Origin of the sequence: Thiomicrolovo immobilis (genome assembly GCF_039645955.1) — a bacterium.
Classification (GTDB): Bacteria; Campylobacterota; Campylobacteria; order Campylobacterales; family Sulfurimonadaceae; genus Thiomicrolovo; species Thiomicrolovo diazotrophicus.
Window position 1 is genome coordinate 681219 of record NZ_CP147916.1, and the last position, 12406, is coordinate 693624.

The 12406-nt window shown below is 58.6% G+C and carries 13 protein-coding genes; 7 read left to right on the plus strand and 6 right to left on the minus strand.

From position 1 onward, the window contains the following. Positions 1-78 precede the first annotated feature (78 nt). Together WCX72_RS03475 and WCX72_RS03480 are read left to right on the plus strand one after the other, a co-directional pair. The gene (locus tag WCX72_RS03475) at positions 79-1302 is read left to right on the plus strand and encodes a hypothetical protein (protein ID WP_231020458.1); all 1224 of its coding nucleotides are present in this window, start codon (positions 79-81) and stop codon (positions 1300-1302) included. Between the two features lie 62 nt (positions 1303-1364). Further along, positions 1365-1793 (plus strand): globin domain-containing protein, encoded by a 429-nt coding sequence (locus WCX72_RS03480; protein ID WP_231020459.1) that lies wholly within the window; start codon positions 1365-1367, stop codon positions 1791-1793. Positions 1794-1797: 4 nt separating this feature from the next. On the opposite strand, the gene WCX72_RS03485 is transcribed toward WCX72_RS03480, so the two are convergent. The 3 genes from WCX72_RS03485 to ppa all read right to left on the minus strand — a co-directional run bounded on the left by WCX72_RS03485 (position 1798) and on the right by ppa (position 5336). Beyond that, positions 1798-4347 carry an HAD-IC family P-type ATPase gene (locus WCX72_RS03485; RefSeq protein ID WP_345970903.1) on the minus strand — a complete coding sequence of 850 codons (2550 nt, stop codon included), beginning with the start codon at positions 4345-4347 and terminating at the stop codon, positions 1798-1800. Between the two features lie 164 nt (positions 4348-4511). Then, positions 4512-4817, minus strand: a complete 306-nt coding sequence (locus tag WCX72_RS03490) for a hypothetical protein (protein ID WP_231020461.1) — start codon at positions 4815-4817, stop codon at positions 4512-4514. A 3-nt stretch (positions 4818-4820) separates the two neighbouring features. Continuing rightward, positions 4821-5336, minus strand: a complete 516-nt coding sequence (gene ppa / locus WCX72_RS03495) for an inorganic diphosphatase (protein ID WP_231020462.1) — start codon at positions 5334-5336, stop codon at positions 4821-4823. A gap of 217 nt (positions 5337-5553) precedes the next feature. Here ppa and WCX72_RS03500 point away from each other — a divergent pair, with 217 nt between their 5' ends. The 3 genes from WCX72_RS03500 to WCX72_RS03510 are packed head-to-tail and all read left to right on the plus strand — an operon-like array spanning position 5554 to position 8913. After that, positions 5554-5784 carry an OadG family transporter subunit gene (locus WCX72_RS03500; RefSeq protein ID WP_231020463.1) on the plus strand — a complete coding sequence of 77 codons (231 nt, stop codon included), beginning with the start codon at positions 5554-5556 and terminating at the stop codon, positions 5782-5784. An 8-nt stretch (positions 5785-5792) separates the two neighbouring features. Continuing rightward, positions 5793-7583 carry a biotin/lipoyl-containing protein gene (locus WCX72_RS03505; protein ID WP_345970904.1) on the plus strand — a complete coding sequence of 597 codons (1791 nt, stop codon included), beginning with the start codon at positions 5793-5795 and terminating at the stop codon, positions 7581-7583. A 4-nt stretch (positions 7584-7587) separates the two neighbouring features. Further along, positions 7588-8913 (plus strand): sodium ion-translocating decarboxylase subunit beta, encoded by a 1326-nt coding sequence (locus WCX72_RS03510; RefSeq protein ID WP_345970905.1) that lies wholly within the window; start codon positions 7588-7590, stop codon positions 8911-8913. A 71-nt stretch (positions 8914-8984) separates the two neighbouring features. Here the strand turns inward: WCX72_RS03510 and rimI are convergent, their stop codons facing one another. Together rimI and WCX72_RS03520 are read right to left on the minus strand one after the other, a co-directional pair. Next, complete coding sequence (gene rimI, locus WCX72_RS03515) at positions 8985-9416, minus strand: ribosomal protein S18-alanine N-acetyltransferase (protein WP_345970906.1); 432 nt, start codon at positions 9414-9416, stop codon at positions 8985-8987. Then, entirely contained in the window at positions 9413-10393 is a 981-nt protein-coding gene (locus tag WCX72_RS03520; protein ID WP_345970907.1) for a phosphatidylglycerol lysyltransferase domain-containing protein, read from the minus strand. The genes rimI and WCX72_RS03520 overlap by 4 nt, the downstream gene beginning before the upstream one ends. A 158-nt stretch (positions 10394-10551) precedes the next feature. Between WCX72_RS03520 and WCX72_RS03525 the strand changes: the two genes are divergently transcribed. Beyond that, positions 10552-11211, plus strand: coding sequence for a ferredoxin-thioredoxin reductase catalytic domain-containing protein (locus tag WCX72_RS03525; RefSeq protein WP_345970908.1), 660 nt, complete (start codon positions 10552-10554; stop codon positions 11209-11211). Positions 11212-11313: 102 nt separating this feature from the next. Beyond that, entirely contained in the window at positions 11314-11622 is a 309-nt protein-coding gene (locus WCX72_RS03530) for a hypothetical protein (protein ID WP_345970909.1), read from the plus strand. 96 nt (positions 11623-11718) lie between these two features. On the opposite strand, the gene WCX72_RS03535 is transcribed toward WCX72_RS03530, so the two are convergent. Continuing rightward, entirely contained in the window at positions 11719-12399 is a 681-nt protein-coding gene (locus WCX72_RS03535) for a hypothetical protein (RefSeq protein WP_345970910.1), read from the minus strand. Positions 12400-12406 lie beyond the last annotated feature (7 nt).

The following is a 12406-nucleotide window of genomic DNA, read 5'->3' on the forward strand; positions in this document are numbered from 1 at the left end:
CTTCTGGGGAGCTCCGCCCAAGCGGTGCGGCGTTGCTCAGAGGTACAACCTCGCACGAATAACTAAAGGAATAACTATATGAAAAAATGGATGATATCCCTGGCGGCAGCGCCGTTAATGATTGCAGCAATGAATACGGCGGCGGCAGCCGAAGAGAGTATTACGATCCTAGACGATATGAAAGTGAGCGGGGAGATCCGCCCGCGCTACGAGATGGCGGCAGTGAAGGATAACGGCCTCGATACGGCCAACGCCTTTACGGCCCGGACGCGCCTCGCGGTCGAAGGGACGCTCTTCGGTCTCGAGGGGCTCAGCGCCAAAGTGGGAATGACCTCGGTCAACAACTTCGGCTACAACGATTACGCGCCGCAGGACGCGACCTATGATCTGATCCTCGACCCGCAGCAGGCGATCCTGACCGAGGGCTACCTGGCTTACACGGCGGCGGACACGACCCTGCTCGCGGGGCGCTCCTTCGTCAACCTCGACGACCAGCGCTTCGTCGGGACCGTCGGCTGGCGCCAGATGGAACGTGCCTACGACACCGTGACGGTCGTCAACAAGTCCGTCGAAGGGCTGACGCTGCTGGGAGCGTGGGTCTACGGCTACCAGGGGGTCAACACCAACCCGACGACCGATACGGGTTCGGCGCTGCTCAACGTCAACTACAAGGCGGGGGATGCGCTCACCGTCAGCCTGTTTAACTATATGCTTGCAGACATTCACGACACCTACGGTATCCGCCTCAGCGGCGTCGTGCCGGTCGAGGGGATCAAGTTCGATTACGCGGCTTCCTATGCGATGCAGACGGATGCGACGCTCGATTATGCCCTTGACACTGCGCCGAAGATCGACGCTTCCTACTATGATGTCGCCCTGGGGGCGAACATCTCCGGCCTCATCGCCGGGGCGGAGTACGAGGTGCTCGGCGACGCCTCCGGCAGCAGCACCAAGGGGTTCACGACCCCGCTGGCGACCCTGCACAAGTTCCAGGGGTGGGCGGATGTCTTCCTCGGGCGCACGGCCGGCAGCAACAACGACGGTCTGGCGGACTTGAGCGTCAAGCTCGGCTACGCCGCGCCGGGCTTCGGGAAAGTCCTGGGGCTTTACCACAAGTTCGATGCGCTCTCCGGTGTTAACAAGGACCTCGGAAGCGAGTTCGACGTGCTGTACGCGAACAAGGTTCCGGGCGTTAAGGACCTTGCTTTCCTGGCCAAGGCGGCCTTCTACTCCAAGGGCGACACGGGCAACGACGTGACCAAAGCGTGGCTCCAGCTCGATTACAAGTTCGCAACGAAGTAAATAGACGCACGCGGCGTTCGTGAGCGACCGCCGCGTGAAGCAGATGACAAAGGAGTTTAACCATGAGTCTGTCCAAGGAGACGATCGAGATCATCAAGGCGACGGCGAAGCCCGTCGCGGAAAATGCGGAAGCGATCACGGCGCGGATGTACGAGATCCTTTTCGAACACTATCCGGAAACACAGGCGCTCTTTAAAGCGGCGTCGCCGGACCAGCACAAAAAACTGGCCGCGGCCGTCGGCGCCTACGCGGCCAATATCGAAAAGCCGGAACTCCTCGGCGAGGCCCTCGAGAAGATGGCGCGAATGCATGTCCGTGCCGGCGTACTGCCGGAACACTACCCCGCCGTCGGGGTGTCGCTGCTCACGGCCGTCAAAGAAGTGCTCGGCGACGCGGCGACGGACGAAGTGTTGAGCGCCTGGAGAGAGGCCTATTTCTTCCTCGGCGATCTACTGATCGCCCGCGAAAAGGCGCTTTACGCCGCGGCGTAAAGCGTTACTTCCCCCGCAGGCGGAAAAGTTTTTCCGCCTCCATCACCACGACCAGCCCCAGCGCGAAGAGCAGCAGTTTTATCCACACTTCCAGCGATACCGGTTCCAGTGACAGCAGATGCTGCATCCACGGCAGCTGCATGGCGGCGATATGCACCGTCTGCGCCGCCACGATCGACAGCGGCAGCAGCAGGTTCTTGAAATGGCTGAGCGCGAAGAGGTAGCGCGTTTCGCTCCGGCTGTTGAGCGCGTGCAGATTCTCAAAGAGCACCATCAGCAGCAGGGTCACGTTGCGGGCGGATTCCACCGAAACGCCCTGCGCGAGGAGGGTGTAGAAAACCCCGAATCCGATGACGCCCATATAGAGGGCTCCCAGGGCGATACGCCTGATCATCAGGGCGTTGAAAATGGGTTCTTTGGGCGGACGGGGACCGCGTTTGAGAACGTGGGGCTCGGCGGGCTCAAGCCCCAGTGCGACATCCTGAATGCCGTTGGTGACGAGGTTGAGCCAGAGCAGGTGGATGGGCAGCAGCGGCACGGGGGTCGCGAAGGCCAGGGAGAGCAGGACGAGGATGATCTCCGCCAGCCCGGTGGAGATAAGCAGGTGGACGACTTTGCGAATGTTGTCGTAGGCGCGGCGTCCCTCCTCGATCCCGTTGACAATGGAGGTGAACGCATCGTCGGTCAGGATCAGGTCGGCGCTCTCTTTGGCAACGTCCGTGCCGCTTTTTCCCATCGCGATGCCGATATGGGCACTCTTGAGCGCAGGGGCGTCGTTGACGCCGTCCCCCGTCACGGCAACATAGTGCCCGAGGCCCTGGAAAGCGTGGACGATCTGCAGTTTCTGTTCGGGCGATACCCGTGCAAAGACGCGGATGCCGGCCAATGCACTCGGGTTAGCCCCGTTGTCGTACCATCGGCTGAGAGACTCCCCGTCGATCACCTGTGTCGTGTCTTGCGCCATCTGCAGACGCTTGGCGATATGCAGCGCCGTCTCGGGGTGGTCGCCCGTGACCATGGCGACGGTGATGCCCGCTTCGCGGCAGTGGGCTACAGCCGTTTCGACCCCGTCGCGCAGGGGGTCGGTAATGGCGGCCAGTCCGGCCCATTCGAAGTGCTTTGCATTCAGGGCGTCTTGAAGGTTCGGGGAGGCGCTGTCGGCATAGGCGACCCCGATCAGGCGGTACCCCTCCCGGGCAAGGCGGCTGACCCGCTCCAGCAGCGCTTCGCGTTCGTCCTGCGCAATGCGGCAGGCGGCAAGGATCACTTCGGGCGAGCCCTTGATCGCCGCGAAGTAGCCCGTTTCCCTCTCGATGACGGCGCCGGAGAACTTCTGGGAGGGTTCGTAGGGGATCAGGTCGGCTTTCGGCTGCTCGAGCAGCTCCGCCAGGTCGGCATTTTGCCGGTGCGCGTAGCGTACCAGGGCGACGTCGACCTGGTCGCCGCCGAAGCGGCCTTCGCGGTTGAGGTAGGCTTCGTTGGCGACGACGACCGCTTCGAGCGCCTTTTCGGCTTCGATATCGAACGATTCGACGCTGAGCCTGTTCTGGGTCAGGGTCCCCGTCTTATCGGTGGCGATGAAGGTGCATGAGCCCAGGGTCTCTATCGCCGGGAGCTTTCGGACGATAACGCTGCGGCGGGACATGGCGACCGCCGCCGACGCGAGGGCGACGGTGATGGCGACGGGAAGCCCTTCGGGCACGGCGGAGACGAAGAGGGCGACGGTCAGGAAGAAGATCTCCAGCAGCGGCGTTCCCCGGAAGAGCGACAGCGCAACGATGAGCAGGGAGATGACGCCGACGGCGGCCGCGATCTTGAGGGAAAAGGCCTCCAGGCGCGCGATGAGCGGGACCTTGACGGCGGATTTGCCGATGAGGAGCTCGGCGATCCGCCCGATCTGGGTATGCAGACCGACGGCGCTGACGATGCCTCTGGCCCGCCCGCTGGTAATATAGGTCCCGGCAAAGAGCATATTGCTGCGGTCGCCGAGGGGAAGGTCGGGGTCGTCGAATCGGCGCTGTGCATCCTTTTCGACCTCCAGCGACTCGCCGGTCAGCAGCGACTCGTCGGCGGAGAGGTGATAGGTATGGATGAGCCGGAGGTCCGCCGGGACCTTGTCGCCGCTTTCGATCACCACGATATCGCCCAGGGCGAGCCCGACGGCATCGATCAGCTCCTCTTTGCCGTCGCGCAGCACCTTGGCCAGGGTCTTGACGCTGTGCCGGAGGGCGTGGGCCTGCTGGTCGGCACTGCGTTCGAGCACCGTCCCGATGGCGGCATTGATCACCAGCACGGCAAGGATAAACCCGGCATCGAGCGCTTCGCCGATACCGAAACTGATCAGCGCGGCGATGAGCAGGATGAGAATGATGGGGTTTTTGAACTGGGAAAGTATGATGCGAAGCAGCGGGGTCGGCGGGGCGACCGGGAGGGCGTTGGGCCCGTCGCGCATCAGGCGCGCTTCGGCCTCGGCGCTGCTCAGGCCGCTGCCGCTGCTGTCAAGGTGTTTGAAGGTGGTATCGATCCCCAGGGTGTGATGTGCGTCGAATTCCATACACCTATTGTATCAGGCATCATGCGTCTCGGTAAAGGGTTTGCCCCTTCAGCCGTTGTTGCGGTTAAAAAAGGCGAGGCCGAGGGCGACGACGATGAGGAGGCCGAAGGTGATCCCCCAGATGAGAAGGTTGATGTCCCCGTCGAGGGGGGTGTTGTTCGGGTTCATGATTGCTCGCTTTCATCCTGGGTCAGATAGATCCAGTAATCCTGGTAGCTGTAACCCCGGTTGAGGAAATAGAGTTGCAAAACGGCGACACGGTAGAGCGTCAGCGCCATTTTCGCAAAGGGAAGGGCGAGGCTGAGCCCCGAGAGCCATCCCTGCTGTTTTTTCCCGCGGGTCTCCTGCATGATCTCCCTGCCGATATTCTGTATGAGGTACCAGCCGAAAAGAAAAGAGAAAATGAAGTTCGCCATCACCCCCAGCAGGGCGACGGCAATGAGGTCCTGTGTAAAAAGACCGAAGAGCACGGTTTAGGCGTTTTCGATGGCGTCTTGGAGGATCTTGGCGGCAGCAGCCTTGTTCTGGTAGTCTTTGACCTTGACCCATTTGCCCGGCTCGAGCGCCTTGTAGGTTTCGAAGAAGTTCTTGATCTTCGCCAGCGTGTGTTTCGGCAGGTCGTCGATGTCTTGGACCTCTTCATAGGTCGGGTCGATCTTGGAGACCGGCACGGCCAGCAGTTTTTCGTCGATACCGCTCTCGTCTTCCATGATGAGAACACCGATCAGACGGCAGTTGACGACAGAACCGGCCTGCATCGGGTACTCGGTCAGGACGAGGACGTCAGCCGGGTCGCCGTCTTGTGAAAGGGTCTTGTTGACGAAGCCGTAGTTGGCCGGGTAGTACATGGCGGAGTGCATGACGCGGTCGACGACGACGGCACCGCTCTCTTTTTCGATTTCGTACTTGATGTTGGACCCGTAGGGGATCTCGATCACCGCTTTGACTTTGTCCGGGTTTTCACCGTAGCCGATTTTGCTCAAATCCATAATGCGTTCTCCAGAAATATTTGGCGTGATTGTAGCAAAGCGCACCTCTGAAAACCCTGTAAAGTTCCAAAACAGATGGCGGTGTATGGTAACAGTCCAGGCTTAGAGGATCGTGATTTCACGGGAATATCATACGATTTTTATCTTCTTTTCTATACTATAGGCCGAGTAATTTTGATGAAGGCCCAGGCCTTCGAAACTGTAACAAGGGTAGATCATGGAAGTGAACCTCGTAGCCGAGGGGCTCAAATTCATGGTGCTCGGTATGGGCATCGTCTTTTTGTTCCTCACGCTGATGATTTTTGCGATGAACGTAATGTCGAAGATCATTCATCGCTATTTCCCGGAACCGCAGGCGGCAGAGTCGGGAAAGTCCGCTCCGGCGGCGGATAAACTGAAGAAGGTGGCGGCGATTGCCGCGGCCATTCACCACCATAACACTAAGTAAGGATTGGCATGGCGAAAAAATTCATTGACGTGATGGATACGACGTTCCGCGACGGCTTTCAGTCCGTCTTCGGCGGACGGGTACTGCTGAACGACTTCCTGCCGGCGGTCGAAGCGGCAAAAGAGGCGGGGATCACCCACTTCGAATTCGGCGGGGGCGCACGCTTCCAGGTGCCTTTTTTCTACCTCAACGAGAACGCGTTTGACAACATGGACAAGTTCCGCGAGATCGTCGGCCCCGACGCGAACCTGCAGACGCTGGCCCGCGGGGTCAATACGGTCATGCTCGACACGGGCAGCCGCGAACTGGTCGACCTGCATGCGAAGATGTTCAAAAAGCACGGGACGACAACGATCCGCAACTTCGATGCCCTCAACGACGTCAACAACCTCATTGATAGCGGCCGCAGCATCGTCAACCACGGCCTGAAGCACGAAGTCGTGGTGACGATGATGGACCTCCCCCCGGGATGCGAAGGTGCGCACACCGTCGACTTCTACGAAAAGATCCTCCGCGACATCCTCGATGCGGAGATCCCTTATGATTCCGTTTGTTTCAAAGACGCCACCGGTACCGCCAATCCGCAAAAAGTCTACGAGACGATCAAAATGGCACGCAAACTGCTGCCGGAAGGGACGCATATCCGCCTGCATACGCAGGAGACAGCGGGGATCAGCGTCGCCCAGAACCTGGCGGCCCTCGAAGCGGGCGCGGACGGTATCGACGCCGCGGCGCATCCGGTTTCCGGCGGTACGAGCCAGCCGGACCTGCTCGTGATGATGCACGCTATCAAAGGTAAAGACTACGATTTCGGCTTCGATTTCGAGAAGCTCCTCAAATACGAAGCGACCCTCAAAGAGTGCCTCGCAGACTACTTCATTCCGCCGGAAGCGACCCAGGTCGAACCGCTGATCCAGTTCTCTCCGATGCCGGGCGGCGCGCTGACGGCCAATACGCAGATGCTGCGCGACAACAACATGATGGACAAATTCCACGATGCGATCCTCGCGATGCGCGAAGTTGTCGAGAAGGGCGGGTACGGCACCTCCGTCACCCCGGTTTCGCAGTTCTATTTCCAGCAGGCGCTCAACAATACCCTGATGGGGCCGTGGAAGAAGATCGCACCGGGTTACGGCCGTATGGTCCTGGGCTACTTCGGCAAGACGCCGGTGGCGCCGGACGAGGAAGTCGTCAAGATCGCCGCGGAACAGCTCGGCCTCGAACCGACAACGGAAAAAGCGATCGATCTCGCCGACAAAGACGAAAAGAAATCCGTCGCCTTCTGGACCAAGCGTCTTGAAGAAGAGGGGATCGAAACGAGCGAAGAGAACATCTTCATCGCAGCAGCCTGTGATGAAAAAGGGATCACCTTCCTTAAAGGTGAAGCGGAAGTCAACGTCCGCAAACTTTCCGAAATGCAAAACGAAAAAGAGGAGTGCACAGGTATGGGTTCAGGAAACTACACGGTCGTCGTCGACGGTCAGAAATTCAGCGTTCAGGTCGCCGAAGGCGATGCAAATATCCAAGTGACTGCGGTGCAGGGTGAAGCGGCAGCCGCTCCCGAAGCGGCCGTTCCGGCCGGTGAAGGCGAAGAGATCAAGGCGCTCCTGCCGGGCAACGTCTGGAAGGTCGTTGCCAATCCGGGCCAGAGTGTCGCGGAAGGCGACAAGATCATGATCCTCGAATCCATGAAAATGGAGATCGACGTCGTAGCACCGCGCGGCGGCGTCATCAAGTCCATCAACGTCAACGTCAACGATAAGGTCGTCGAAGGCCAGGTTGTCGCGGTAATCGGATAAGCGGATGAGAGCGCTGTTTATCAAACTGCTGCTGGCATTGTCGCTGTTCGGCGCCGTGTCGGCGTCGGCATCCGATGCCACTGCCGCGCACGAGGCGCCGGCCGTAGAGCAGAAAGCCTACGAGTCCCACAGCATCGGCCACTTGCTGGCCAACTTTGCCAAGTCGACCGGCGTCTACGCGATCCTCTTCCCCGATCCGGACGAGATGAGCGCCCTCGGAAAACCGATGAGCGATTTCCACAAGGGGTGGGGACGCGTCATTATGATCCTGGTCGCCTTTGTCCTCTTTTACCTGGCGATCGCCAAAGGGTTTGAACCGCTGCTGCTGCTGCCGATCGGCTTCGGGGGCCTGCTTTCCAACATCCCCGTCGCCGACATTGCAGGGCCGCACGGCTTCCTGGGCGTCATCTACCAGGCAGGGCTCGCGAACGAGCTCTTCCCGATTATCATCTTTATGGGTGTCGGGGCGATGACGGACTTTGGCCCGCTGCTCTCCAACCCGAAAACGGCGCTGCTCGGCGGTGCCGCGCAGTTCGGGATTTTCGGGACCCTCGTCGGCGCGGTCGCGCTGTCGCAGTACACGGACCTTTTCGCCTTTACGCTGCAGCAGGCTTCCGCCATCTCCATCATCGGGGGTGCGGACGGCCCGACGTCGATCTACATCGCGACAAAACTGGCGCCGGAGCTGCTGGGGGCGATCGCGGTTGCGTCGTATTCGTACATGGCGCTGGTGCCGATCATCCAGCCGCCGATCATGAAGGCGCTGACCAATGAGAAAGAGCGCAAGATCAAGATGACGACCCTGCGTCACGTCAGCCGTATGGAAAAACTGATCTTCCCGATCCTGGTCCTTGTCCTGGCGATCCTGGTCCTTCCGGACTCCACGCCGCTGATCGGCGCCTTTGCGTTCGGGAACTTCCTGAAAGAGTCCGGTGTCGTCGAGCGCCTCTCCGATACGCTCCAGAACGCCCTGATCAACATCGTGACGATCTTCCTCGGTCTCGGTGTCGGTTCCAAGCTGGCGGCAGACCAGTTCCTCGTCGCGGACACACTGGCGATCCTGGCCCTGGGCCTGGTCGCCTTCTCCGTCGGTACGGCCGCCGGGGTCATCATGGCGAAGATCATGAACCTCTTCCCGGGGACGAAGATCAACCCCCTCATCGGTTCGGCAGGTGTTTCCGCGGTGCCGATGGCGGCGCGTGTCTCCAACAAAGTCGGCATGGAATACGACCGCAATAACATGCTGCTCATGCATGCGATGGGCCCCAATGTCGCGGGTGTCATCGGTTCCGCCGTCGCCGCGGGTGTCATGATCAGTATCTTCGCGTAAGCGCAGAACTTCCCTCTGCTTCCCGGGGCATCCCGGAAGCGACCCTTCCACAAAACCTTTCCCCGTCGTGCTCAGTGCCGCATCAGATAGGCGTTACACCCGTCTTTGTAAAAGCCTTCGAGCGTTTTGACGGTCTCGAAGCCGAAACGGCGGTAGAGGTCGATTGCGGCGTTGTTGTCGCAGCGGACTTCAAGCACGCAGCGCATAAAGCCGCGCGACGCCAGTTCGGAAAGCATCCGCTCCATCAGCAGGGAGGCGATGCCCATCTTGCGGTATGCCGGGGCAATACCGAGCGAATAGAGCTTCGGTTCGCGGCGCCGCAGCAGTGCGAGGATATAGCCGGCCATCTCCCCGCTGTCGGTCTGCGCGATGAGCAGCAGGCTGTGGCGGATGTGGTAGTAGAACGCACGACGGCTCAGGGGGTAGTTCTCCGCGGAGAAGAGGGTGCGTTCAAGCTGTTCGAGTGCCGCGGCGTCGGCGGCAGCGGCGGCTCTGACCGTCATTTCTGGTAGATGGTGTACTTGGGCACCAGCTTGAAGGGACGGTAGGACATTTTCACCTTCTTGAGGTTTTCAAACCCCATATCGTCGCCGACGTTGATGTAGGCGATGCCGTACCGTTCCTTGAGCAGTTTCGAAAATTCGCGGAAGATGAACTGGGCGCACCCCATCACTTCGAAATCGGTCTTTTCGATGATGACGCAGGCCGTATCGCCGCTGATGCGTTCGCCCGCCGTAAAGCCTTTGATCTCCCCGTCGATATAGATGACGAGGCCGAGCAGCCCCAGCTCCGTGTAGTGCTTGAGCATCCGTTTGACGGCGTGGCGCTCCTGGTGGATCCCCTCGAGGAAAACTTCCGCCTCCTCCTTTGGCATATATTTCACCCGGTCCGCAACCCACTTGTTGAACAGGGCCATAATCCCCTCAAAGTGCTTCTCACTGTCGAGCTCCTCGACGTAGGCGTCGGTGTAGGAGTTGCGGAAGCGGTTGATCTCGGTGCGCTTGGTGTGGTAGCTGTTGCCCCGCAGCTCGATGAGCTTGTCGGCTTCATAGACGTAATCGACGAGCTTCTTTTCGATAATGTAGTGTTCGAGCATCTCGAACATGCTTTGCGCCTCGTCTTCGCTCTGGACGAACTCCTCGACGGTGGACGCCTGCACGTAGTCGATGCGGGAGTAGTAGGGGGAGGAGTTGTTTGCGTTCATGATCTCGAAACAGCGTACGATCGCCTTGTCGACGTTCTTTTTTTTGCCGATGGGCGGCAGCAGCATTGTCAGCTCGCCTCCCGTGATGACGAAGAGACAGAAACATTTGTTGATGACGGCGTAAAAACCGCTGCTGTTTCCCAGCCAGATATAGTTGGCGGCAAAGGTGTAGTCGCTGATGTCGACGTCGATTTTGCGCAGCTGTTTTTCAAGAACGGGTTTGGCTTTGAGGCCGAAGGGTTTGAGTGCCTGTTTGTTGATGACGAGGTTCGCCATGGGGGTGGTGTGTCCTTTGCGAGGGAGAGATTTTAATGGAATTCTACTCCGCTTTTCGCTGTTTGCGTCAAGGAAATTTTTTGGGCCCGGAAGGGGCGGAAAACAGGGCGTTATGCAATCGACGACACAGTATAATGCCCCTGTAAAAAGGATTGACGATGCTAAAAATGATGATCGGTTTTATGAAAGATTACTGGAAGTACCGCGACGCGGTCAAAAAGCAGCACCGCTGGATCGTGAAGTATGCCGCGCAGAAGGGGTATGCGATCAACCCGAGCCTGATGATGAGTAAGAACCTCGAAGTGTGGCTGAGCGAGATGGAGGCGACCTTCGGCAAGCGCTACTGCCCCTGCTTCGAGCCATCCGGTGATGCGAAACTGGACAAGCAGATGTGCTGCCCCTGCGAATTCATCGACGACGAGATCGACGAGTACGGTACCTGCCACTGCGCGCTTTTCGGCCGGGGGGACCTTGACAAGGCGGGCTGGAAGGCGTCGTCGCAGCGCCTGATGGGAGAGTACCGCGTACCGTTGAACATGAAAGAGGGCGTCCTCGACACCCGCGGCATGCCCCTCGACCCGCGCCGCGGCCTGCCCATCCCCGACGCCATGCACCAGATGAAGGCAACGCTCAACGGCTACGGCGGCAAGACGTTGAAGATGATCGTCGAACGTGACCAGGAGGCAAAGAACCTGGAGACCATTGCCGCCTTCCGCGGCTACGGTTTTTCGAAAACGGCGTCGGATGACGGGATCACCGTGACCCTGGACCTGGAGAACAAAAACGCGCAGGGCGCATCGGGCAGCTGCGGGCAGTAAGCCGCCGCCCCCACTTTTGCACGTCCGCAGGGATTTTTAAATCTAAAGGGATTTTTCCTATACTGCAAATATTGATATATAATAGTGCAAAAGGGGGATAAGATGAAAAAACTTGCACTTATTCTGGGATTGACCCTATCACTGCTGGCGGCGGACAAATGCGCTGTCTATGCCGTAAAATACCAGGAGATCCCGCAGATCAAGGTCGTCACGATCAACGGTTCGTCCACCTGCGAAACGGGGACGGTGGTCATCAAAATCTATGACGGGAAAGGGCAGTTCCTCCAAAAAATTTCCGCCCCGATCGAAAACAGCGCCTTTTCAACGCAGTTTGAAGGCACAGCGGCAAAAGGCCTGCGCTTCAAACACTCGGTACTGGATAAAGACGGAAACGTGCTGGATCGCTACTGAGCGGTGCGGACGCACTCTATCGGATCCCCGGTTTAAGGGGCTTCCGATGGCGTCACTCTGCAATGAAGATTAATCTGGAAAGCGGCCTGTTCAACCCTACTGGATGTCAGCAGGTGTCATGGGGTTTTGAAGAAAAACATTGATGCGGCTGACGATTTCCTGCGCGATATAGTCACCGATAGGGGCTTCTATCTCATCAATCAGGATCGGTGTGACATCATCGTCGTAGTTTATAAAAGCGATGCCGCCGATCAATGGGATAATGCCCACCTCGAACCATCCCACTTCTGTCCACGTCCTGTCCATCTCCGCATGTCTGATATCCAAGTCGACCGGTGTCTGAAACGTATCAACCGCTGAGTTATTGGCGTCCGTCAATGCGACGTCGATCGTAAACTTCGCTTTATACTCATACCCGTTCCATGCAGGGGCCCATACGAGAAAACCGGGGAAATTGATCAGGAAGTTCCATCCGGAGCCGTCGTACTGTTGCTCTACATCAATGTTGGCGATGAAATCGACCGCAATGTCTTCGACTTGATTTTCGTGATAGGGGTAGAACACGACGGCAGAAGCGTTGTTCAAGCCGGAAGAGATGCCGCGAATGATCTGTTGGCCATATTTATTTTGCGTGGATGACACGATGCCGATTTTCGTTTTCGTGTCTAGCGCGTTGTGCTGCCAGTTTTTATAGTCGTTTATATTAAGGACTTCCAACTTATGGGAGCAGCCCGTTAAGAGCAGTACTGCCAGCGCACCTATGATGATTTTGAACACAAAGACT

What these genes read in the sequence shown, in the direction of transcription:
- WCX72_RS03500 (WP_231020463.1), top strand. Translation starts at nt 5,554, where the DNA reads ATGGAAGTGAACCTCGTAGCCGAGGGGCTCAAATTCATGGTGCTCGGT.
- WCX72_RS03480 (WP_231020459.1), top strand. Translation starts at nt 1,365, where the DNA reads ATGAGTCTGTCCAAGGAGACGATCGAGATCATCAAGGCGACGGCGAAG.
- WCX72_RS03475 (WP_231020458.1), top strand. Translation starts at nt 79, where the DNA reads ATGAAAAAATGGATGATATCCCTGGCGGCAGCGCCGTTAATGATTGCA.
- WCX72_RS03510 (WP_345970905.1), top strand. Translation starts at nt 7,588, where the DNA reads ATGAGAGCGCTGTTTATCAAACTGCTGCTGGCATTGTCGCTGTTCGGC.
- ppa (WP_231020462.1), bottom strand. Translation starts at nt 5,336, where the DNA reads ATGGATTTGAGCAAAATCGGCTACGGTGAAAACCCGGACAAAGTCAAA.
- WCX72_RS03525 (WP_345970908.1), top strand. Translation starts at nt 10,552, where the DNA reads ATGCTAAAAATGATGATCGGTTTTATGAAAGATTACTGGAAGTACCGC.
- WCX72_RS03505 (WP_345970904.1), top strand. Translation starts at nt 5,793, where the DNA reads ATGGCGAAAAAATTCATTGACGTGATGGATACGACGTTCCGCGACGGC.
- WCX72_RS03485 (WP_345970903.1), bottom strand. Translation starts at nt 4,347, where the DNA reads ATGGAATTCGACGCACATCACACCCTGGGGATCGATACCACCTTCAAA.
- WCX72_RS03520 (WP_345970907.1), bottom strand. Translation starts at nt 10,393, where the DNA reads ATGGCGAACCTCGTCATCAACAAACAGGCACTCAAACCCTTCGGCCTC.
- rimI (WP_345970906.1), bottom strand. Translation starts at nt 9,416, where the DNA reads ATGACGGTCAGAGCCGCCGCTGCCGCCGACGCCGCGGCACTCGAACAG.
- WCX72_RS03530 (WP_345970909.1), top strand. Translation starts at nt 11,314, where the DNA reads ATGAAAAAACTTGCACTTATTCTGGGATTGACCCTATCACTGCTGGCG.